The 22,082-nt window shown below is 52.8% G+C and carries 17 protein-coding genes; 4 read left to right on the top strand and 13 right to left on the bottom strand.

Annotated elements, in window-relative coordinates:
• Nucleotides 1–309: 309 nt before the first annotated feature.
• Genes EYC82_RS04900 through EYC82_RS04890 form a run of 3 tightly spaced genes read left to right on the top strand, consistent with a single transcriptional unit; the run spans nt 310 to nt 3,982 of the window.
• Entirely contained in the window at nt 310–660 is a 351-nt protein-coding gene (locus EYC82_RS04900) for a hypothetical protein (RefSeq protein WP_279248425.1), read from the top strand.
• Nucleotides 657–2,771: a glycosyltransferase gene (locus EYC82_RS04895; RefSeq protein ID WP_279248424.1), complete on the top strand. Its 2,115-nt coding sequence runs from the start codon at nt 657–659 to the stop codon at nt 2,769–2,771. Before EYC82_RS04900 ends, EYC82_RS04895 begins: the two co-directional genes overlap by 4 nt.
• 29 nt (nt 2,772–2,800) lie before the next feature.
• Entirely contained in the window at nt 2,801–3,982 is a 1,182-nt protein-coding gene (locus EYC82_RS04890) for a glycosyltransferase family 4 protein (RefSeq protein ID WP_279248423.1), read from the top strand.
• Nucleotides 3,983–4,000: 18 nt separating this feature from the next.
• Here EYC82_RS04890 and EYC82_RS04885 read toward each other — a convergent pair whose 3' ends face one another.
• The 7 genes from EYC82_RS04885 to EYC82_RS04855 form a co-directional block, all read right to left on the bottom strand.
• Nucleotides 4,001–4,858 carry a GDP-mannose 4,6-dehydratase gene (locus tag EYC82_RS04885; protein ID WP_279248422.1) on the bottom strand — a complete coding sequence of 286 codons (858 nt, stop codon included), beginning with the start codon at nt 4,856–4,858 and terminating at the stop codon, nt 4,001–4,003.
• Nucleotides 4,851–5,891 carry a GDP-mannose 4,6-dehydratase gene (gmd, locus tag EYC82_RS04880; RefSeq protein WP_279248421.1) on the bottom strand — a complete coding sequence of 347 codons (1,041 nt, stop codon included), beginning with the start codon at nt 5,889–5,891 and terminating at the stop codon, nt 4,851–4,853. Before gmd ends, EYC82_RS04885 begins: the two co-directional genes overlap by 8 nt.
• 53 nt (nt 5,892–5,944) lie before the next feature.
• Nucleotides 5,945–8,707: an RNA polymerase-associated protein RapA gene (gene rapA / locus EYC82_RS04875; RefSeq protein WP_279248420.1), complete on the bottom strand. Its 2,763-nt coding sequence runs from the start codon at nt 8,705–8,707 to the stop codon at nt 5,945–5,947.
• 127 nt (nt 8,708–8,834) lie between these two features.
• Complete coding sequence (locus EYC82_RS04870) at nt 8,835–9,638, bottom strand: TatD family hydrolase (RefSeq protein WP_279248419.1); 804 nt, start codon at nt 9,636–9,638, stop codon at nt 8,835–8,837.
• 553 nt (nt 9,639–10,191) lie between these two features.
• Nucleotides 10,192–11,871, bottom strand: coding sequence for a WS/DGAT/MGAT family O-acyltransferase (locus EYC82_RS04865; RefSeq protein ID WP_279248418.1), 1,680 nt, complete (start codon nt 11,869–11,871; stop codon nt 10,192–10,194).
• A 319-nt stretch (nt 11,872–12,190) separates the two neighbouring features.
• Entirely contained in the window at nt 12,191–12,814 is a 624-nt protein-coding gene (locus EYC82_RS04860) for a class I SAM-dependent methyltransferase (protein ID WP_279248417.1), read from the bottom strand.
• Complete coding sequence (locus EYC82_RS04855; protein ID WP_279248416.1) at nt 12,811–14,865, bottom strand: DUF3604 domain-containing protein; 2,055 nt, start codon at nt 14,863–14,865, stop codon at nt 12,811–12,813. The genes EYC82_RS04860 and EYC82_RS04855 overlap by 4 nt, the downstream gene beginning before the upstream one ends.
• Nucleotides 14,866–15,025: 160 nt before the next feature.
• Between EYC82_RS04855 and EYC82_RS04850 the strand changes: the two genes are divergently transcribed.
• A complete protein-coding gene (locus EYC82_RS04850) occupies nt 15,026–15,685 on the top strand; it encodes a TetR/AcrR family transcriptional regulator (protein ID WP_279248415.1) in 660 nt (219 codons plus the stop codon).
• 4 nt (nt 15,686–15,689) lie between these two features.
• Here EYC82_RS04850 and EYC82_RS18260 read toward each other — a convergent pair whose 3' ends face one another.
• From EYC82_RS18260 to EYC82_RS04820, 6 genes are all read right to left on the bottom strand, one after another.
• A complete protein-coding gene (locus EYC82_RS18260; RefSeq protein ID WP_479722993.1) occupies nt 15,690–16,121 on the bottom strand; it encodes a cold-shock protein in 432 nt (143 codons plus the stop codon).
• A gap of 212 nt (nt 16,122–16,333) precedes the next feature.
• Nucleotides 16,334–16,546 carry a cold-shock protein gene (locus EYC82_RS04840; protein WP_279248414.1) on the bottom strand — a complete coding sequence of 71 codons (213 nt, stop codon included), beginning with the start codon at nt 16,544–16,546 and terminating at the stop codon, nt 16,334–16,336.
• Nucleotides 16,547–16,631: 85 nt separating this feature from the next.
• Nucleotides 16,632–19,397 (bottom strand): valine--tRNA ligase, encoded by a 2,766-nt coding sequence (locus tag EYC82_RS04835; protein WP_279248413.1) that lies wholly within the window; start codon nt 19,395–19,397, stop codon nt 16,632–16,634.
• Between the two features lie 112 nt (nt 19,398–19,509).
• Nucleotides 19,510–19,929 carry a DNA polymerase III subunit chi gene (locus EYC82_RS04830; protein WP_279248412.1) on the bottom strand — a complete coding sequence of 140 codons (420 nt, stop codon included), beginning with the start codon at nt 19,927–19,929 and terminating at the stop codon, nt 19,510–19,512.
• Nucleotides 19,926–21,425: a leucyl aminopeptidase gene (locus EYC82_RS04825; RefSeq protein WP_279248411.1), complete on the bottom strand. Its 1,500-nt coding sequence runs from the start codon at nt 21,423–21,425 to the stop codon at nt 19,926–19,928. Before EYC82_RS04825 ends, EYC82_RS04830 begins: the two co-directional genes overlap by 4 nt.
• A gap of 123 nt (nt 21,426–21,548) precedes the next feature.
• Nucleotides 21,549–22,022: an RDD family protein gene (locus EYC82_RS04820; RefSeq protein WP_279248410.1), complete on the bottom strand. Its 474-nt coding sequence runs from the start codon at nt 22,020–22,022 to the stop codon at nt 21,549–21,551.
• Between the last annotated feature and the right edge of the window lie 60 nt (nt 22,023–22,082).

Raw genomic sequence — 22,082 nt, 5'->3', positions numbered from 1 at the left:
TAGACAAATTGCAGGGATTTCTCGGCTATTTCGTGGAGTGACTTGGCGAGCTGAACGGGTTGTTTGTCAGAGGAACGCGTATCGCTGTACAATTTCGTCATGAGCGAAAATGCACGGCGATGGATTGAATGAGTGAGGGCTAGTGGGTTGCAAGCAGCTGTTGCGGCCCATATCTATTGGGGTCAATAATGCGGCACGCGCGGCAGGAAGAGCCTGGATCAGGCAGAGAATGGTGTGCCTATAATGTGCTTACAGTCGGTGGTTTAAGGGTTTAAGGGTTTAAGGGTTTAAGGGTTTAAGGGGTTAGTAATGTCATCCAAGTGGGCTAGAAAACTCGATTATTTCAGGGAGCGCGCTGCAAACGCAATCTGGATGATCAAAAAAGGTGACTTAAAGTTAATCCTGAAAAGTATTTTCCTGGAAATACATTATCGCATGGAAGATATGCGGGAATGGATTCGATTGGCGCGATTGCTTGATGACAGCCAGGTTGAGGGTTCCAATTATGCAAATCGGCGCAGGATTATTCCGCCAAGCCCGTGTCCAACATGCCGTGTCATGCCGAAGCCGCTGCATGCCGCAGCAGACCCTAATGCCGTCGCTGTGGAATTGAAGAGCATTGTCTCCTCTCTGGATGTGCGGGATAGGCACTCACTATGAGTAGCCCTGTAAGTGTTTCAGTGATCACGGTCACTTATAACGCTGTTGAATTTATTGCTCATTATCTGGATTCAGTTTTTGCGATTACGCCGACAGACTTTTCACTCGAGGTTTTGGTCGTAGACAATGGTTCAACTGACGGCACTCTGGCATTACTCGAATCTGAGTATGCCGGTGTGCGCCTTCTTAAGAACGATCAAAATAATTATGCAAGGGCTCTCAATCTTGGTATTGCGTCGGCCACTGGCGATTTTATCGTCATATCAAACAACGACGCTACTGTTGATTCTGGCTGGGTGCAGGGGTTTTTGCAGGTATTCCAGACAGATCAAAGAATCGGGGCAGTTCAGAGTAAGATTTTTTTTAGTGATAGCCAGCTGATAAACAGTGTCGGGGTGGAGGAGGTCGAACACTTCTATTTCCGTGATATCGGTTTTGAAGAAGAGGATTCAGACCGCTACAGTAAATCGGTTGAGCGAAACTACGTGACGGGAGGCTCCGTTATGTTTCGCAGGGAATGCTTGGAAGAGGTGGGTTCCTGGGATGAGAGCTTCATCATGTTTATGGAGGATGTGGACTACAGCGTGCGCTGTCGCGACCATGGGTGGAAGTTGTGGTATTCGCCTCACAGCATTTTATATCATCAATACCATGGCAGCTCTTCTGACGCTCTGTGCGACTATTTTTGTACCCGCAATAGATTCCTGTTTGTGGCAAAGCACTATCCCTTAGAGTTGGCTAGTTGTATTCCGTCCTCCCATTTTTTTAAGAAAGAAGAATACGACCTTCTCTGTCGCAGCCTTTTGCAAGCTATACGCACGCTGTATCAACTTCACGATACCAGCACTGTCCTTCAGGTTCTGAATTCGCTGCGAAAATGTCTTCCAGGCTACATCGGGGATGTAAGCGCTTACACCTTTTTCACTCAGTTGGAGGTCGTGCTGGAGCTCAGAAAAATACGGGTCGGGATATATGATCACGCGGGTCACTTCGCAGGCGGAGGGCAGCGGTATGTGGCGGAAATGGCAGCGATCATGCAGCAGCGCTATGACGTCACATATATATTTAATCGCGAGGTTGCTCTGGAGGACTATCGAGAATGGTTCGATATCGATTTGGCGAAAAGCGACGTCAAGGTTATCAATATTCCTTTCTTTGACAAGAAAAAAGTACACACCCCCAACGAGCATATGGTGCTAACCCAGAATAGCAATACTTTTGATGTGATTGCCCGGGAGACACTCAACTACGATATTTTTGTAAACGCGAATATGTTGGGAAAAGTCAATCCGCTGTCGCCGGTGTCCATTTTCGTTTGTCATTTTCCTGATCAGGAGCGGGGTCGTTTTTTTCAGGTCGAGAAGTACGATCATCTTGTTATTAACGGTGACTATACCGGCGAATGGGTGGATAAACGCTGGCAGCTTCGCGATAAGCGACGTATTTATCCACCTATCAATATGTACAACCCAGAGAGTAGGCCCGATATCAAAGAACGCATTATATTGTCAGTGTCTCGTTTTGAGCTCGCCGGCAGTAAAAAACAGTTGGAGCTGGTGCAGGCGTACAGCGAGCTTTGTAAGACGTATCCCCGGGAGACATCTGACTGGAAATTGGTCCTCGTCGGTGGAAGTGGTGAAGAAAATACTTATCTCGAAACCGTGCAGGCTGCGGCTCGCGAGTCGGGTTGTTCGATAGAGATAAAGCCGAATATTCTGGTTGAAGAAGTGAAGGATTTGTATCGTCGGGCAGCGATTTTCTGGCATGCCTGTGGGCTAAATGAGTCGTTACCTGAGCGGGTCGAACATTTTGGCATGACCACAGTAGAATCCATGCAAAATTATTGTGTGCCCATCGTGATCGACGGTGGGGGGCAGCGCGAGATTGTCGTGAGCGAAAAATCCGGATTTCGTTTTTCGAATCTGGGGCAGTTGCAGGATTTTACAGCACGACTTCTCATCGACGACGCCTTGCTGAAAAAGATGGCTCAACAAGCCTTCGATCGCAGTAAAGTGTTTAACCATGAGGTATTTACCCGCAGTGTGGAAAGCCTTTTGCATGATGTTGAGTTACAGCTGCTGGGTGTTGATCAACTGCCAGGCCCTGGCTGATTGTCTATGGCGAGACGGATAAATCTACCGTGAACCTGATATTCAATGCAGAGGCCCTGAGGCCGCCGATAACAGGCGTGGGCAATTACTCATTTTATCTTCTTGAGCAATACTTGAAGCGAAACTGCTTTGATAAAATAGAGTGTTTTACCGGTACGCATTGGCAGTCGGGCCGCGAGCAACTTGATGCAACGACGGCGCTAAAGGCTCGTGGCGGACACGATAGCCACAGCGCATGGGAAAAGCTGGCGGGCGAAATAAGGTTAGCTGTTGGCCATATTCCTGGTACGAAGGCACTCTACGATTCCATCATGGACTGGCGCTTCGAGGGTTATGCGAACGCCATGCCGGATGCGATTTACCACGAAACAAACTATATATTGAAACCCTACGCTGGCCCCAGCGTCACCACTGTGCATGATTTATCACATATTCGCTATCCCGATTGCCATTCCTCCAACGTCATCGATTGGCTTGGGAATAATCTGGCCGCAACACTGGACCGCGCGGACCGCATCATTACCGTATCGAATATTATTCGAGAGGAGCTTCTTGAGCACTACCGTGTTAGCGAGGACAAAGTCGTTACGATTTACGAGGGTGTTGATGACAGGTATAAACCTCGCTCGGGGGACGATGTGCAGAGTGCTCTCACGCCTCTGGGCCTGAAACAAAAACAGTATGTATTGCTGACCGCTACCCTTGAGCCCCGCAAGGGTATCGATGTGTTATTGGACGCTTGGAGCCTTCTGCCATTGAATCTACGCCAAGCCTTCCCATTGGTGATTACGGGTTCATCCGGATGGAGGAATAGTGGCCTGGTGGACAGGATAGAGGCATTTATCAAGGAGGGCACGGTCCACCACCTCGGTTATGTGCAGGCTGATCTGCTGCCGTATCTTTTTTCAGGTGCTTCAGTGTTTTCCTATCCGTCTGTTTACGAGGGTTTCGGGTTGCCGGTGCTGGATGCAATGCGCAGCGGTGTTCCTGTTATTTGTCGCGCGGGTACCTCTATGGCGGAGTTTGCAGAGGGCGCTTGTGTGCTTTGTGATACCGGCGACGCGGAAGAGCTGGCCTTCCATCTGGAACGATTATTGGAGAGTCCGGAAGAGAGGGCTGGCTGGGCGGCGCGAGGACGTGAGCAGGCGGGAAAGTTTTCGTGGACGCGCTGTGCCGATGAGACTCTGGCGATTTATCGCACTATAACGTAATCGTGTCTGGTCCTGGCGCTAGTTTCCTTGAGTGAGCATCCATTGCAGGGTCTCTTCTAGCGGGCGGTATTCAATGGAGCCAAGACATGTGCGAAGTTTTTTGGGATCTCCGCACAGTTCGTAGACTTCGTTCTTGCGCACGAAGGCAGGATTTACTCTAATTTCTATCTCGTGCCCCGTTAGCCTTGAGAGCAGTTCGGTTATTTCGGAAAGACAGTAAGTCGTGCCACTGCAGATATTGTAAACTTCGCCCGCTTCCGCGTGATCGAGGAGATCGAGGTAGATTTCGCAGATCGAACGTACGTCATTGAACTCCCGTCTGACAGAAATATTACCGAGCTCTATCTGCGCCGCCCGGTCCTTGAAATGTTGGATGAGTTTGGGAATGACGAAGCGCTCATCGTGTCCCCGCCCGGTATAGTTGAAAGGCCGGAGTATAGCGATAGGGAGTGTGTCCTGATAATTACGAGTAAGGTATTCTGCAGCCAGTTTGCTCATGGCGTAATGGTTTACGGGAGCTGCCTCTGCTGTCTCACAAATCGGGTTGCTGATAGCGTTGCCGTAGACATTAGCACTGCTGGCCAGCAATATTTTTTTTGGCGGTGTAGCTTGCCGTGAGAGCGCGTCGAGTAGATTCAGTGTTCCAAAAAGATTGACGTCATAGAGCTCGTGCTCGTCCTCATGCGTTACAGCGGCTATTGCTGCCAAGTGCACTACGTGGTCAAACTGTCTATTCTTCAGCTCTTCAGCGACATCTCTTCCATTCACTAGATTAGAGGATAGGTCGTAAACTTCGTAGCTGCGCGCGCGTGCGGCAGATGAAAAGTGCTGACCCGTAAAGCCGTCCGATCCGGTTAGGAGAAGCGACTTACCCATTTGAGTGGGGACTGCCCGCCTCGTTGCGTCGCAGGTCTGACTTGACCATCATCTCGCACAACTGCTCCAATCCTATCTTTGGTGCCCAGCCAAGCTGAGATTTTGCCGCGGTAGCGTCGCCAATCAGCGTGTCGACTTCCGCGGGACGATAGTATTTCGGGTTAACGCTAACAAGCCTGCGGCCGCTGCTATCGGATGCGTATTCCTCCTCACTTTCGCCGTGCCACTCCAGTATGATATCGACAGCGGCAAACGACATGTTGACGAAATCTCTGATGCTTTGTGTTCGTCCCGTGGCTAGCACAAAAGTATCGGCGTGTTCCGCTTGCAACATGTGGTACATGCCCAGTACGTAATCTTCGGCAAAACCCCAGTCACGTCTCGCGTCCAGGTTGCCAAGCTCGAGCGAATCCAGCTGGCCAAGTTTGATGCGTGCGACTGAATCGCTGATCTTTCGCGTTACGAATTCCTTCCCGCGCAATGGCGATTCATGATTGAACAGGATGCCACTGGTGGCGAAAATATCGTAGGACTCGCGGTAGTTTACCGTCATCCAGTGAGCATATAGCTTGGCTGCACCATAGGGGCTACGGGGATAAAATGGTGTTTTTTCTGACTGAGGCATTTCCTGTGCTTTGCCGAACATTTCCGAGGTTGATGCCTGGTAGAAGCGAATATCCCGATTGACGATACGAATGGATTCAAGCAGGTTGACCGCACCCAGGCCGGTGATCTCTCCCGTTGTTATGGGTTGTTCAAAAGAGACTCCGACAAAACTTTGTGCGGCGAGATTGTAGATTTCGTCAGGTTCTTTTTGTGCGACGAGACGGATGCAACTGGATAGATCTGTAACATCGTGTTCGACTAATTGGAGATTGTCGTGGGTTGCGATGCCGAGCTCTTCTATACGCCAAAAATTGACCGAACTTGTGCGACGGTAGGTGCCGATGACACAGTAGCCTTTGCTCAGCAGAAGCTTCGCCAGATAGGCGCCATCCTGGCCGGTGATACCCGTTACAAGCGCTTTTTTCATAGTTTCTTGGCCACGTTAATGGCTTACCCCGTTATACGAGCTCACCAAATTACTCAGGTGGTAATAATCAGGCGCAGCGCCTGCAATTGCAAATTGGCGTGCTGAATATGGATTGCGCACTCGTCCATGCGATAGCGAAGGTGATCTATCTCTTCCTGCCTAATCGATTGATTAACCTCGCGCAGGGCAATAAGGCGCAGCAACTCCGCATCCAGCGTTTCTCTCATAGATTTTTCTGACTCCGAGAGAATCTGAGCAAGTCTTTCCTGTGCGAGGTCCTTGGCGAGCGACATCTTATGTTCCACGTCGTCGCCAACTTGTTTGATGATCGCCAAAGCTGTCGATTTTTTAACCTTCTCAATGAACTCGTTAAGGCGCTCATGGGGAACAATTTTGGCCAGATCTTTGCCGCGAGCGTCTACCAGCAGGCGCATCGGACTCAATGGCAGGAATCGCTCTACCTGGAGTGAACGTGGTGCTATACAGTTAATCGTATAAAGAACTTCGAGGAGCATGGTCCCTGGTGCTACGCCTTTCAGTTTGAGCGTGCCGAGGGCCGCGTTGCCCAGCTCGGTTGAGTGCACCATATCCATCGCCTCGATGATCATGGGGTGCTCCCAGTTTAAAAATTCCATATCCTCTCGGGCAAGGGCACGTTCACGCTGGAAGGTAATGCTCGTGCCTTCTTCCTTGAGATACGGGAAGTGGCCTGTGAGCATGTGCTCAGAAGGCCTTAAAATCAGGCTTTGCTCAGAGTGGAATTCTTGGTCGACGCCGAAGGCGTCGCATAGGCTTTCAAGATAGGGTTCGAGAGAGCCATCTGTATCAGATGCGGCTATTTCCTCGATCAGTTCTCCGGCTATTTTCGGCTTACAGGAGTTGCGTTCCAGTAGTTTGTCTCGGCCTTCTCTTAGTTCATTACGCGTTTGCACTGTAAATTCGGCGCTGTCGTCGATGAGCTTGTCAAAGCCGGTGTCTCTTTGCTTTAGTTGCTTGTACAGCCTTGTCTGGAATGTCTCGAAAATCATGAAACCGGCTGAACAGCTTTCTTTGAACAGATTAAGGCCACGGTCGTACCACTGAAATAGAGTCTCTTGCGCCGTGTGCTCAAGGTAGGGAACGTGAATTTCTACGTCATGCTCTTGACCAATACGGTCGAGCCGACCGATTCGCTGTTCAAGGAGGTCGGGATTCAGAGGCAGGTCAAACAGGACGAGGTGATGAGCGAACTGGAAGTTCCGGCCCTCACTGCCTATCTCGGAGCAGACCAGCGTTTGGGCTCCGCTGGTCTCATCAGCGAAGTAGGCGGCAGCACGATCACGCTCGATGATCGACAAGCCCTCGTAGAAGGCCGATGAGCGAATACCGGCCCGCAGATGCAGATAGTGTTCAAGTGCAATGGCAGTCTCGGCATGAGCACATATCACCAGCACCTTGGCTGGCCTTAGAGATTTTAATGTCGCTTCCAGCCAGCTCACGCGCGGGTCTGACGATAACCAGGTGTCATTGTCGTAGCGCAGCTCGGGGTAGAGATTGAGCTGTAGCTCGTCGTTTATACATGAATACTCTGCGGGGGCGGAGAGAGGTGCGGGGTGCAATACGCGGCGCGGGAAGCCAGATATGGCGCTGCGGGTATTTCTGAACAGTACACGTCCGGTTCCGTGCCGGTCGAGAATTTGCTCTACAAGGCTGCCTGCAGCCGCCTCAGGGTCAAGACCGTCGGGCAGTTCCTCGACCGTTTGCCCAGCTTCAAGGGCTTCCACCATATCACTCCAGTGACGGTACTGATTCTCCTCGTCACAAAAGCGCTGTAAATCGTGAAAGCGTGACGGGTCGAGCAGGCGTAGACGAGCGAAATGACTGGCTTGACCAATTTGTTCTGGCGTTGCTGTCAGTAGCAGCAGGCCGGCGGTCTGCTGTGCCAATGCCTCGACGAATAAGTAGTCTGCCCCCGATTCCTCCGGTGTCCATTGCAGATGGTGCGCCTCATCGATAGCGACAATGTCCCACTGTGCCGCAAGTGCCTCGGTCTGTAACTGGGAATTTGATGTCAGTATGTCGAGACTGGTCAGTACGAGCTGCTCACTTTCGAAAGGATTGCCCTCAGAGAGGCTAGCAATACGCTCTTCGTCGAATAGTGCGAAATGTAGATTGAACCGCCGCAGCATTTCTACCAGCCACTGATGTAGCAGAGTGGGAGGCACTAGTATCAGAATTCTGGACGCTCGGCCGGTCAGTAACTGGTGATGTATGATCATGCCGGCTTCAATGGTTTTTCCCAGCCCCACCTCGTCGGCCAGGAGGACCCTGGGAGCGTGCCTTTTACCCACTTCGCTAGCGATATAGATCTGGTGGGGCAGCAGGCTCGCGCGAAAGCCAGCGAGGCCTCGGATGCGAGACCGCTGCAGGCGGTCGGCATGCGTGAATGTGGCGACGCGCAGGGCAAAATCGCTGTGCGTGTCGAAGTGACCGTTGAGCAGACGCTGCTGTGGTGTCGTCAGCTGTACAAAGGCATCCAGTTCTAGCTCGGATACCGCGACCTCCTTGTCATGATGATCCGAACCGACGTAAACCAGTAGTCCCTGTTGCTCATGCACGGCTGTCACCAGCAAGTCGACCTCGTCCACGGTAGAGAGGTGATCGCCGGGCTTGAAGCGCAGCCGTGTGAGAGGGGCATTGTCGATGGCATAGGTTCTCTCTTCCTCCACGGCGGGGAAAGCGAGAGTAACCCGGCGATCCTCGACATCAACCACGATGCCAAGCCCTAACTGGGCGTCGGCGTGGCTGACCCACCGCTGTCCGATAATGTACTCCATCAAAGATGCTCGTTACCGAATGAAAGGCCCAGTGCTTTGCTCAAACGGCGCGTAGTCTATCACCGAAAGCGGGCTAGTGCTTCAATTACCCTCGCAAGCGGGGTGGGTGGTACGTGCTGGAATTCTATTACCGAAAAAACAGCGATAGGCTGTTGTCATATGCTCGCTGCAACAATTCCTCCACTGCAATATCCTTGACCTGGGCGATTTTCTCCGCGATGAAGGGGAGGTAGTAGGGTGCGTTGGGTTTGCCTCGATAAGGTACCGGTGTGAGATAGGGTGCGTCGGTTTCCAGGATCAGTTGTTCCACCGGAGTAATGCTGACCACTTCACGCACGTTATCGGCTTTATTGAAGGTGGTAATGCCGTTAAACCCCAAAAAGAAACCCTCGGAAAGGCAGTATTCTGCGAGTGCCCTTGAGGAGGTGAAGCTGTGTATCACGCCCTTTCGCGGGAGTCGGCCGCTGTAGCTCTGCAGGATATCCTGAGTGTCTTTATCCGCGTCCCTGCTGTGGATCACAACGGGCAGATCCAGTTCGGCTGCCAGTTCCAACTGGCGTTCAAAAGCGTTGCGCTGGATGCTGCGATCGACATGATCGTAATAATAATCCAGGCCGATTTCTCCAATGGCAAGAATGCGCGGGTTCTGTGCATTCGCTCTGATCATTTCCTCAACATTCGTATTGTAGTGATTGGCCTCATGCGGATGGATACCCTGTGTGCCCCAGATAGCAGATGACTCACGTGTGAGTGCCATCACTTTTTCGAGGTTATCGGGAGAGACCGCGATAGTGACAATGCGCTCTATACCCACCTCAAAGGATTTTTTAAGGATTCCCGCCAGTTGCTCGACGTCAAGATAATCCAGGTGGCAATGGGTCTCAATGATTGGCGTTTGAAATTGCGGTATGTCGCGTTTTTTTTTGCTCATAATGTTCTTCGGTTGTCGGCAGGAGGACATTTTTATCCGCGCGGATTTTGATTTGCTCGCAAAAATCTGCGAGGGCTTCAGCAAGCCAATAGAGGCTAGCCGGCTGTGCAGTCACAGAGGAGCCTTAGGCGTGTCCGTGTCCAGCGTTCAATCGAGGTTGATGATAACCCCGTCGGTGATTGGCAGTCCGTTAATTTCATTGACCCTGTCCTGAAGATGCCGGCAGAGGCAGGGGTGAGCACGCAGTAGCGTGTGGTGCCTGACTTGGGCTGGCCCTATAAATAAAAATAATACATAAATAACAGTACTTTAAGTGTTACTTCTCGAAAAATATATGCCGCTGCGATCATGGCGGTACAGACACTGTGTATTTCCAGTGCGTTGCAGAGTCACTCGCGTCGATCTGAGTCTACCACCGACTGGAGACACTGCCAGTGCTCATCGCCCGCGTTTCTCATGGTAGCGCGGTCACTCAATCATTTAGGCGCTCAGACCACGTTGCGCGGATCAAGCCCGCCGGTGGCGAGTTTTTGAGGCGTGTCTCGCAGTCTGGTCAGGCGGGATTGGTGGGTTCGTTGCGGGCGGCTGCCTGCATCGGGCTCTTGGCGGGACTCGCCCCGTTTATGCCGCTGGGCTTACTGCGATTCTTCTTGGTTACCTTTTTCCCGTCCGCTCGCGCCGCGTTTGACCTCGAACGAGTCTTGCCGGCGGTAGAGGTCTTGGAGGACTTTTTACTGACAGTGCGTTTGCGCTTGGGTGAGCGGATTTTAGCTTTGGCCGCCACATCGGCGTTGCGCGGTCGTCCTGGCCCCAGTTTTATTGCGGCAGCGTACAACTCCTCATAAGAAGCGACAAGGCAGTCGTGATAGCGTTCAGGGTCAGGTATGATATCTCGATCAGCCAAGACTGACAGAGTGATTTTCCCCGCATAGCTAAATACGAGGTGAAAGATGCCCATGCCGGGTGTTAGAACACCCAGGCCGTAGTAGTCGACCATGCGGGCCCCGGCGCAATAGAGAGGAAAATCGGGGCCGGGCACGTTGGATATGCAGGTGGAAATATTGAGCGGTATATGCCGTGAGAGTTCGTTACGTGACCAGAAGCGGGCAACAGATTTTGAGACCATCGGCGACAAAACACCGGCCAGCATCAGCGCGTCCACCATCGGACTCGCTTCACCGCTTTTCTTGGCTTCTTCGGTCGATAGTCCAATGGCATGCAGGCGTTCAACAGGGTCATCTACATCTGTGTGCAGGGAAGCAAAAATAGATCCGACCTGATTGTTCTCTTCAGTAGTGCCACGTCGTGTCCGCATGTTAAGCGGTATTCCCGTAGCGAGAGATCCCGAGGCGGGAGTCGCACCTTTTTCCTCGAGGTACTGTTTTAATGCTCCCGCAATGATGCCTAGCGCAACATCATTGACCTTGACCCCTACAGCGTTTTTAATGTCCTTGAAGCCCTCTAACGGAAATTCAGCGGCGTCGAACACGCGGTGTGGGCCTACCGGCTTGTTCAAAATTGTTTTGGGGGCGGACACATCCGGTGCAGGGATTTTCTTAAGTGCAACATCGGCGACGTACTGGGTTAAATCCCGAGCGCTGCGCGCGGTTCCGGTGACGAGCTGCGCCGTATTCTTGACGCTATTAATCGTGGCCTTGGTCAGTAATTCACTAACAGAAGGTATCGTGTCTACAAGTCGAGGCTCTGAGTCACCAGCGTGACTATCTTCAGGGTCGGGTACCAGATCGTGAAGCGCCGTCATAAAGGATGCGCCACCTGCGCCGTCAACCAGTGAGTGGTGCATTTTAGTGTAGACGGCAAAGCAGCCCTTGGGCAGGTTGGGAATATTATCCAGGCCCTCGATGATGTAAGCCTCCCAAAGCGGACGCGCCATATCCAGCGGGCGGGAATGCAGTCGAGCGGTCTGGATGCACAGTTGCCGCCAGTCTCCGGGCGCGGGCAGGGCGATGTGTCTTAAATGAAACTCCACATCAAAGTTGGCATCCTTCACCCAGTAGGGGCGATCGAGCCCACCGGGGACTTCTACCAGTCGAGTTCGAAACAGGGGCATGCTCCCCAAGCGTCGCTCAAAGCTTGCAATGACGTCCTTGAACCTTACAAAGCCTCCCGGCGCGGTAGACGGATCGTATATGCCCATGCCGCCAACGTGTTGCGGTGTGTTGGTCTGTTCCAGATTAACGAAGGCGGAGTCGAGTATTCCCAGTTGTTTCATGTGTTTTCAAAGCGTCCGAGTTGATAGGCTACAGTTTAAACATAGTCCAGTTTCCGCGATTTCTCACTCACAAGGCACAGGGAAACAGGTTTTTAACGATTGTGGTGTGTTGGTTTCGCCCATATTCCTGAAATAGGGCTGTCGTCAGGCTGCCATTAACCCCACGGCGCCAAACGGGTCGGCTTTATATCACCACGCGGCTGTAATGTTAAGCCCTGACAAAGCAAATGGGGCAGTAATTCAACTTTTTGGCATAAATGGGGCAGTGTGCCCCATAGCGAATGGACTCTGGGCAACCTGATACAGGGCAGGGCTCCGTTCAGTGGTTCTCAATAATTAGCAGCGATCCTCGCGCTTTCACCGAGCCACGAGTTTCCCACTCGATGGTTTCAGCCTGATAGCGCTTTTCGCATCGCGCCGCCACTTCGAAAAAGGGATCTCGTTCAGGGTCCGCAATAATAATTTGCTTGACGCCGGCTTTGACAGCACGCTTCACCATATTTGACACTGGTTTTACCAGTTCATCCCAGAAACAAATATCCGCGCCGATCAGTATGTCGTATTTAGATAGTTTTTTTACGGTCAGGTCTTCGAAGCGAGACACTAGGTGTTTGGTCTTCACGCCGTTAAGATCGGCCGTCACGTCTAAAAATGGAAATACACTGGGGTCGGCATCCATAGAGGTAACTTTTGAGCCCAGCGTCTTGGCACACCAGATACCGGAAATGCCCCAACCACACCCGACGTCGAGCACCCGCTTGCTGTGCTCCGGTGGGTTTTTAGTCAAGTAATCTATAACCAGGCGGCTGGATTTCCAAAGTTTGTTGCCGTGAATGGAGGGCGCATCGGTCTGGCGTTTGACTGCGCGAATAGCCGGATGGGAACTGGTTGGCAGAACTGCGCCGTGGATTCGGTATGCGGTCTTGGTGTTGTGCTTCTTCAAAGCGATGCCTCGTTGTTTTGCGAAGGGTTGACCCAAATGGGAGAGGTCCACGCGCGTTCCTGCAGCGTGGGCGAATAAAACGGTTCATTATCGGGATTGAGGCAACATTTCCCCCAGACATCGCCAATGGCACCGGCATCCCTTGATGCTATATTTTTTCTCTCGGCCTGGGCGCTGCAATTCTGATCGAAGGGGTTTACACCGGCTGCCTGGCACTGCAGGGTGCTCCAACGGCAACTGGGGTTTTCGAGCACACGGGCGTAATAGAAGGCGCGCTGGCCCTGTTGATAATCCGGATCTCGCCAAACGCGGCAAAGTTGTGAGTGGCCCTTACCCACAGTGGCGCAGTTTTCGGGATCGACGCCAGCCTTTTGACTGGCGCTCCCTGCCACGTCGAACACTCTCTCATGTGTGCGTCCCTGATTGTCCAGCCAGCCCTTGATTATCTGGATACGCTGTAAATCGGTACCCGGGTGTCCCGGGCTGCCAACATCCTTGCTGGCACTGACCAGGAAAACTGGGCTATCACGGTACCCAAAAACCTCTCCACCCATGGGCACGCCCCCCGCATAGGCTTTTTCGACCATCTGTTGATCACTGCACATGTCGGCGGCGTATTTCGCGCCGGCAAAAAAACGCACGAGGGGCCGTGTCCCACTGGTGGCGTAGGTCTCTCGTGCGCGCATGCCTGCAAAAATACTGTCGCGGGAGTTCTCCTCGGCCCACACTACGGCGAGTCCGCCCGGGTTATCAAAAAAGTGGTCCTGCACGTTGCGATAGCCAGAATCGCGCCTGCCGAGATGTCCGACATAGTTGTCTTCCTCCGCTGCGCCTGGTGTGGCGCTGTGGGTATCCGTGCTGCCGATAAAGCCCAGCTTGAAGGGGTTTATGCCACTCTCCTTTTCAAGCTGTAAGCCATCCTTAAGAACGTTGCGCACCATGTTGCGCCGGCCGAAATCGCCAATGGCTACCGGGGCGGCCTCGTCAGTGCGTAACTCTCCAAAAATCGAGCCTAGCATAGAGAGGTTATCGGTCTCGGTCTGTTCAAAGTCGCACAGCTCATCTTCGGTTGCGACGCCAAGGCCCAGCAGACGATCGAAACGGCATTCACTGGCCGCCTTGTGCTGAACAAGTTCCACCAGGGGCTCAAAATACAGCCGATTGAGTGCGTCCTCTTCGTTGGCTGGATCAGAGAACATCAGGCCCCTGCTCAGATTGGAGTTATGCGGGATAGATATGACATCACACCCTGCAGTACCACTGCTGCATTCCCGGCGCAGGCGCCGCCACAGCTCCGGGTAATTTTTTGATCCAGTGTCGTAGGTAGAAATCGCTGTTGAGGTTACATTTTCATTGCGGAATATCACATTGCGGTGAAGATTGGAGAAATCGGGTGCATCCGTGTACTCGTAGCCAACGAAGGTCGTAAATGCGCAATCAGAGGAGCGATCATAGTGACGTTCTGCCGCCTCCTGAATTTGCTGCCAGGCCTCGTGGTGAGCCATATTGCAGTCGTCAATAGTACATACGACTGATTCTTCCTTCTGCTGAGCCGTGCCGGTTACACCGAGGTTGACCCAGTAATTAGCTGCCAGTAACTGAATATAAAAATTATCACTGCGGGTGGCAATGCAGGCGGGAAACCAATAGACGGGCCTACTTGAATTTGTGGTGCAAAGGTTTATGGGGCCCAAAAACTCCGCGTGATCCGTTACGGCGGTATAATCCAGCGGCCGTTGAATTTTTGCGATCACGGTCTGGTTGCCATCTTCGTCTGGCAGCGTAATGGCCTCGCCCCTCGCATAACGATACGCTGTATCTGGATCATTACGTTGACTGGACACATAGCTGTCGAAAGACAGTCTGGTGTGCACGTGAAGATCACCAAACATCGGACGTTTTGATGAGTTGAATTCACTGCAAGGCTCGCGACTTTCCGTGCGCTCAAAGGCGATAGAAGATGCTGCGACGGTTGAAAGCATAAACAGGATAGTCGACAGAAGTCCCGTCGAAATGCGGCGATGAGTTTGCCATGAAGGGCTTGACGTCATGAATCGATCCAGGAGTTATCCTTTCAGCTTGGCATTGTGTCATTGCCGCAGCTGTGACGCCAGAGTTTGTGTTGTTCCCGTAACAGGAGATAACTGGCGGAGCTTTCTTCGCTGGGTTACGATTCCGTGGCTTGAAGACACGCATGACAGGAATTGATAAATGACAGAGCCTAGCAGGCAGCGGGTCGAGTTGCTGGAAAAAAACAAGCCCCAGCAAGCCAGAGCAAAGCGCACTTACGAGTCCATACTGGAGTCGGCGGCAGCGCTCTTGGTTGAAGTAGGCGTTGAGCGCATCTCTACTAATCTGGTGGCCGAGCGCGCCGGCATTACCGTTCCGGCAGTTTATCGATACTTTCCCAACAAATATGCTGTGCTGCATGCGCTTGGCGCTCGCCTGATGGACAAGCAGAATGCGGTATTTCAGCAGTGGTTTGACGATTACCTGCAGCAAGGAGATCCTCGAACTCTGCTGGACAATGTCCATGTCCTTTTGCAGCAAACGCATTATGTCACGGAGCAGGCAACGGGTGGCCGTGAAATCGTTCAGGCACTGCGTGCAGTCACTCCGCTACAAGAATTACGCCTTGACTCTCATCGTCTCATAGCAGATCAGTTTGCGTTGACGGTAGCCCCTTTACTGGACCGTGAACAGGATGAACTGGTCAAGACGCAGGCGCACCTCTCCATTGATCTCGGTTACGCCATTGTGGAGATGATGCTTGAAGAACGCGGGGCATCGTCCGAGCTACTGTTGCAGGAGGGTGCAAGAATGATCCAGCTTTACTGGCAGGGAGTGTTTGGGACGGTTCCCCGCGTCTAGACACTCAGCGCTCTGCCACAACGTCCTCGGCCTGGGGACCTTTTTCGCTATCAGTGGTAATGAAGTTGACGGCTTCGCCATCTCTCAGACTGCGGCGGCCTTCTCCGCGGATTGAGCGAAAGTGTACAAATATCTCTTCGCCATCTTCCTTCACAATAAAGCCGAACCCTTTCGAGACGTTAAACCATTTGACAGTGCCTTGATCCCGTTGCCCCGTGTCACTGGAGGGGCTGGTTGCTACAATGTCTGGATTAGTCTGAGATTGGGCGGTGATAGCGCCGACGATAATGGCAGTGGCCGTCGTCGATGCAAAAAACGCGATTGCTATACGCAGGTCAAAAAACTGCACAGGCGCGCCATCCAGCATCATGGTGCAGATAGCAGTGGCGATGGCAGTGATAACGAAACTGATACACAGCTTGGCAATTAGGCTCATTGGATTCCTCACAATAATGGCCCGTGCATGGACCGCACGGTATTAAAGGCGGGAAGTCTAACACCAATGGAGCAACTTGTGCGCGTCGCGTAACAAATACAGCCTATCGAATTTGCGTAGTGATGATATTTCTCGCTGTAGGCCTCTGCCCTCGCTTGCCAAAATAATGGCATTTCTAGCAGAAGCGCGCGCAAGACATTTGGTACGAGTGGCTATAGCTTGAGTACATCCTCAGCCTGAAACCCCTTGGGGCCTTCTACGAGCGTAAACTCTACTGCCTGGCCCTCGTTCAGGGTGCGAAATCCGTCGCCTTGAATTGAGCGGAAATGAACAAATACATCATCTTCGTGTTCTTCTCTGGCAATGAAGCCAAATCCCTTGGCGCTATTGAACCATTTCACGGTACCGTTTATTCGCTCACTCATGCACTACCTCGGCTTATTGGCTGTTTATTATTATTCCTGGTTCGCGCTCTACACCCAGCGGCACAGCATGTTCATCCTGCTGCGGTCAAAATTGCTGTATTCTTTGCCGTTGTTTTTCGAGCGTTTCCAGGGCGTGCTGCTGAGATTGTAATTTCTCTTGTTCTTTGGCAACGACTGCCGGCGGGGCTTTATCTACAAAGGACTGGTTGCCCAACTTATTGCCCAGACGGCTGATATCACTTTTCAGCTTGTCAATCTCGCGGTCGAGTCGTGAAATCTCCGCTGCCTTGTCAATGAGGTCCGCCATGGGGACCAAAATCTCGAGGTCGCCAGCCAGCGCGGTCGCCGCGAAAGGTTCCTCGCCTTCGGGCAACCAATCAACGCTGGCGAGTTTAGCCAGCTTTTTCAGGTATCGCGAATTTTGCTGCAGCCTTGTCCGGTCGTTTTCATTGCCGTTTCGAAGTAATACAGGTATCGCCTTTGAGGGGGGTATGTTCATTTCGCCCCGGATATTCCTGATGCCGTCAATAACCGACTTGAGCCACTCGATATCAGCGCACGCGGCTTGATTTACCAGCTCCGGCTTTCCCTGCGGATACGCTTGCAACATCAGCGTGGGGCCACTGCAACCCGCCAGTGGGGCAATGGTTTGCCAGATCTCTTCGGTGATAAAAGGCATCATGGGATGCAGTAACCTCAGGCTGCTCTCCATTACGCGCAGCAACGTCTGTCGTGTGCCGCGTTTCGCCTCAGGTGATGCGTCTTCGTCCCACAGGATGGGCTTGGACAGCTCCAGATACCAATCACAGTATTCATTCCAGATGAACTCATACAGCGACTGGCTCGCCAAATCAAAGCGATAACTGGAAACTGCACCCTCCACCTCGGTTGCGGTTTCCTGCAGTTTGCTGATTATCCATTGGTCCGCGAGGCTGAGGTGTACGGTGGATGAAGAATTGGCTCCGCAGTCCTCGTTTTCGCAATTCAACAGCACATAGCGGGCGGCATTCCAGATTTTATTGCAAAAATTTCGATATCCCTCGATGCGTCCGATATCGAACTTTATGTCTCGCCCCGTGGAGGCTAACGAATAATAGGTATACCTCAGGGCGTCGGTGCCATAAGCAGCGATGCCATCGGGAAATTGTTTGCGGGTCATTTTCTCGACTCGGGCAGCCAGCTGGGGTTGCATCATGCCGGCGGTGCGCTTGGTTACGAGAGTTTCAAGGTCGATTCCATCAATAAGGTCGATAGGGTCCAGTACATTGCCCTTGGACTTGGACATTTTCTGGCCTTCGTTGTCCCTGACAAGGCCGTGTACGTAAACCGTATGAAAGGGCACTTCCTTGCGGAGATGCAACGTCATCATAATCATTCGCGCGACCCAAAAAAAGATGATGTCGAAGCCTGTAACAAGAACCGTACTGGGATGGAATGTAGCCAGATCTTCCGTTTCTTCGGGCCAGCCAAGGGTGGAGAAAGTCCACAGTGCCGAGGAGAACCAGGTGTCGAGAACATCTTCGTCCTGCGTGAGCTCAATGTTCATTGCAAGGCCATGTTCTTTGCGCAAGGCTTCCTCGTTTTCACCGACATAAATATTGCCTTTATTGTCATACCAGGCAGGAATTCTGTGGCCCCACCATAGTTGCCGGCTGATGCACCAGTCCTGTATGTCCCGCATCCATGAAAAATAGGTGTTTTCCCATTGGCTGGGTACAAACTGAATGTCGCCATCCTCAACGGCCTTGATAGCGGGTTCCGCCAATTTTTTTGCGTCTACGTACCATTGATCGGTCAAGAATGGTTCGATAACAACATTTGAGCGGTCCCCCTTGGGGACCATCATTACGTGGTCGACGGTTTTTTGCAGCAGGCCGAGCGACTCGAGATCTTCTACAATTTTTTTACGGGCGTCGAAGCGATCCATGCCTCGATATTTTTCAGGGGCGGCATCGTTGATGCATGCATCCTCAGTGAAAATATTAATCATAGGCAACCCGTGCCGTGTGCCCATATCATAGTCGTTGAAGTCGTGTGCGGGGGTAATTTTCACGCAACCACTACCAAACTCTCGATCAACATGGTTGTCAGCGATGATAGGGATTTCCCGATCGGTCAATGGCAGTTTAATCTTACGACCAATCAGGTGGGCATAGCGTTCGTCATCGGGATGAACCGCGACCGCGGTATCTCCCAGCATGGTCTCCGGTCGCGTTGTGGCGACCACGATGTGCTCCTCACCTTCGGCGAGCGGGTAGCGAAAGTGCCAGAGGTGCCCTTTCTGTTCGGTTGAGATGACTTCGAGATCGGAGATCGCCGTGTGCAGTGCCGGATCCCAGTTGACCAGGCGTTGTCCGCGGTAAATCAGTCCTTCCTTGTACAGACGAATGAACACTTCCTGCACTGCATCACTCAGGCCGGAATCCATGGTGAATCGCTCCCGCGACCAATCCAGCGATGACCCCAGTCTGCGCAGCTGGCGGGTGATTGTGCCGCCGGATTCCTCTTTCCATTCCCATACTTTCTCAACAAACTTGTCACGGCCCAGATCGTGGCGATTAATTCCCTGGGCTTCCAGTTGGCGCTCCACGACCATCTGGGTGGCGATTCCCGCATGGTCTGTACCGACCTGCCACAGGGTGTTGTAGCCACGCATCCGGTGATAGCGGATCAGCGCGTCCATGATGGCCTCCTGAAACCCATGGCCCATGTGCAGGCTACCCGTTACATTGGGCGGCGGGATCATAATGCAGTAGGGCTCATCTCCTCCCTGTGGAGAAAAATAACCTTTCTCCTCCCACTCTTGATACCAGCGGGATTCGATCTCTGAGGGTTGGAATGTCTTGTCCATAGGAGGATGGGTCCCGAAATACTATTGGGTTTCGTGTGGGGCAGTGCCCCATGAGCGCAACGCAGCGCGATTATACGTTAGCGTGAAGCTTACCGGAATTGGCCGCAACGGGTTAAAGATCGTGCTTTTCCAGTTGGTAACCTCGTTCTCGATAAAATTTCCACGATTGCCGTTGTGCATCGAGGCTGGCAGGTTCCTGAGTTACGATTTCTGCGACACGGGCAAAGCGGCTGAAAAAAGGAGGAATAGCCAGCTGCAGATTGATTAACAGGTCGTTGTGCTGGTCGGGATCCTGGCCCCAGCCAATGCCAATGGTTTCGGCATGTTCCTGGCCGAATAAACCGTGTGGCAGGAAGCTGCTGGCCCGAAAGCTCCACAGCAGCTCATCCAGTTGCTTTGCCTCAGTCTCATCTGAGGCATTGATAAATATTTTGTGGCCGCGACTGAAAGCTTTGTCTGCCAATCTGGCCGCAACCCGCATGCGGTCTCCCGGTTGGGTCGACTGCACGACATAAAAGCCGACCAGCGTCATCCCTGTTTGCTCGCCCGGTCCATGAGATATTGGATAAGAAGCGCAACCGGGCGGCCGGTTGCGCCCTTTGGCGCGCTATTCCAAGCGGAGCCCGCAATATCAAGGTGAGCCCACTTGTAATGCTCGGCAAAGCGCGACAGAAAACACGCAGCGGTAATACTTCCTCCACCGGGGCCACCAATATTTGCGATATCGGCAAAATTACTCTTCAGTTGCCCCTGGTATTCATCCCATAGTGGCATACGCCACGCTCGGTCGTGCGCTTCCGTTCCTGCGTCCAGTAACTGTTCTGCCAGAGTTTCGTCGTTAGCGAACAGCGCAGATGCGTGAGACCCCAGCGCGACCACACAGGCGCCGGTGAGAGTTGCAATATCAATGACTGCGGCTGGCTTGTATCGGGCGGCAAAAGTGAGCGCATCGCACAACACCAGTCGGCCTTCTGCGTCAGTGTTGAGAATTTCGATAGTTTTGCCGGACATGCTGGTTACCACGTCGCCCGGTTTGGTCGCGCGGCTGCTGGGCATGTTCTCTGCAGCTGCGATCAATCCGACTACATTTATGGGTAATTCAAGCTCTACGAGAGCTCGCATTGTTCCGAAGACGCTGGCGGCGCCGCCCATGTCAAACTTCATCTCATCCATCTTGGCGCCGGGCTTCAGTGAGATTCCGCCGCTGTCAAACGTAATACCCTTGCCAACGAGTACATAGGGCTTTTCCGATGCTTTTGCACCTTTATATTGCATCGCGATCAGTTTGGCCGGTTGCTCACTGCCGGCCGATACAGACAGAAGTGACCCCATTCCGAGCTCACGCATTTTTTTCTCTTCCAGAACGCTCACTGTCAGACGGGTATTACCTCGGCCCATGCTGCGTGCGTGTTTCGCAAGATAAGTGGGAGTGCAGACGTTGCCTGGCAGGTTAGCCAGTTCACGCGCATCGTTAATACCTGCGCCCACGGCTCGCCCCTGGTTCATTGCAGTGGCCGCGGCGTTAGCGCCAAGGCTGCCGGCTGTGTTGACGATCAAGCGCTTGAGTTTCCAAGGGGCAGGGGGCCTGGAGAGCGTCTTGCCGTAGCGGTAGGCCGATCGGGTGCAATGGGTCGCGAGGTAGTTCAATGCCCACCGAATGTCTTTTTTGCGAAGGTGCAGTCCAGCGAGGTGAAGCATTGCGTCACTCGCAGCTTTATCCCGCAGCGCGCCGCAGATCGTCTGGCAAAAGCGGCGCGCTGCGGCACGATCAAAGGAGTCGCCTTCGCCACAACCGATCAGCAGGATTCGCTTGGCGCCTCCGCTCCCGGGGAGCATGAGGCTCTGGCCTCTTTTGGCCCTGAAATCACCCAGAGCCAGTGCGGCTGTGATCGCACCGGAGGCGCCGCGATCAATCTCCAGTGCTGGCCCTAACAGCTTCTCACCCTCGAAAAGAGGTAATATCGCGCACTGCGTCTTGGCGCTTGCGGCATCCTTGACGTCACGGGCTGTAAAGGTGATGGCTGTCATTTCGAATCCTCTATTCAGTGGGTGGCATACAGTGTGCCGCGGCGCGGGTGATTAATGGCCCGCCTTGATTGTCCCAGTGTAAGCTTCTGTGCGTGTAAACTGAACCGGAACAGATCAGCGCAGTCAGGCTTCATCATCGCCCGACGTTTTTTTGTCCTTTTTGGGCAGTAGTATCAGTTCGGTATGAGACAGATAATCGTGCCAGTACCTTTTGTTCGGATCTACAAGGCACCAGAGAAAGCCGAGGCCAAAACAGGCAGCGGACAGCAGCGCCCCGGCGCAGCGCAGCATGGCCAGCGCGACGGAAGGTGTGTTGCCGTGAAAATCCACCAGCTTGATGCGCCAGGCCTGCATGCCCAGGGTTTGACCGCTCTTTATCCAGAAGAGGGTAAAAAATATAACGATACAGGCCAGCGTCAGAATCTGGGCCTGCCATGGCCGCAAGGTGTGGTCTTCGGCTACTCCGATGTTAGCCATAATACCCAATACAGCACCGTTCACCACAAATACCAATGCGACAATCAGCAGAGAATCGTAGAGCATGGCCGTCAATCGTCTAAACAGGGAGGGGTGCATTGGCGTGTCCGGGGCTGGCATGCAGCGATTCTAGCACTAAAGTTCGAAACAGGATGGTTTGCTACCTTAACGAATTGTAAA

It is taken from the genome of Candidatus Marimicrobium litorale, from assembly GCF_026262645.1.
GTDB classification, from domain to species: Bacteria; Pseudomonadota; Gammaproteobacteria; order Pseudomonadales; family Halieaceae; genus Marimicrobium; species Marimicrobium litorale.
This window is presented reverse-complemented; position numbering and strand designations above follow the sequence as displayed.

Coding starts and splice junctions, on each gene's coding strand:
- EYC82_RS04900 (WP_279248425.1), top strand. CDS start 310: ATGTCATCCAAGTGGGCTAGAAAACTCGATTATTTCAGGGAGCGCGCT.
- EYC82_RS04895 (WP_279248424.1), top strand. CDS start 657: ATGAGTAGCCCTGTAAGTGTTTCAGTGATCACGGTCACTTATAACGCT.
- EYC82_RS04885 (WP_279248422.1), bottom strand. CDS start 4,858: ATGGGTAAGTCGCTTCTCCTAACCGGATCGGACGGCTTTACGGGTCAG.
- gmd (WP_279248421.1), bottom strand. CDS start 5,891: ATGAAAAAAGCGCTTGTAACGGGTATCACCGGCCAGGATGGCGCCTAT.
- rapA (WP_279248420.1), bottom strand. CDS start 8,707: ATGGAGTACATTATCGGACAGCGGTGGGTCAGCCACGCCGACGCCCAG.
- EYC82_RS04870 (WP_279248419.1), bottom strand. CDS start 9,638: ATGAGCAAAAAAAAACGCGACATACCGCAATTTCAAACGCCAATCATT.
- EYC82_RS04865 (WP_279248418.1), bottom strand. CDS start 11,871: ATGAAACAACTGGGAATACTCGACTCCGCCTTCGTTAATCTGGAACAG.
- EYC82_RS04855 (WP_279248416.1), bottom strand. CDS start 14,865: ATGACGTCAAGCCCTTCATGGCAAACTCATCGCCGCATTTCGACGGGA.
- EYC82_RS04850 (WP_279248415.1), top strand. CDS start 15,026: ATGACAGAGCCTAGCAGGCAGCGGGTCGAGTTGCTGGAAAAAAACAAG.
- EYC82_RS18260 (WP_479722993.1), bottom strand. CDS start 16,121: ATGAGCCTAATTGCCAAGCTGTGTATCAGTTTCGTTATCACTGCCATC.
- EYC82_RS04840 (WP_279248414.1), bottom strand. CDS start 16,546: ATGAGTGAGCGAATAAACGGTACCGTGAAATGGTTCAATAGCGCCAAG.
- EYC82_RS04835 (WP_279248413.1), bottom strand. CDS start 19,397: ATGGACAAGACATTCCAACCCTCAGAGATCGAATCCCGCTGGTATCAA.
- EYC82_RS04830 (WP_279248412.1), bottom strand. CDS start 19,929: ATGACGCTGGTCGGCTTTTATGTCGTGCAGTCGACCCAACCGGGAGAC.
- EYC82_RS04825 (WP_279248411.1), bottom strand. CDS start 21,425: ATGACAGCCATCACCTTTACAGCCCGTGACGTCAAGGATGCCGCAAGC.
- EYC82_RS04820 (WP_279248410.1), bottom strand. CDS start 22,022: ATGCCAGCCCCGGACACGCCAATGCACCCCTCCCTGTTTAGACGATTG.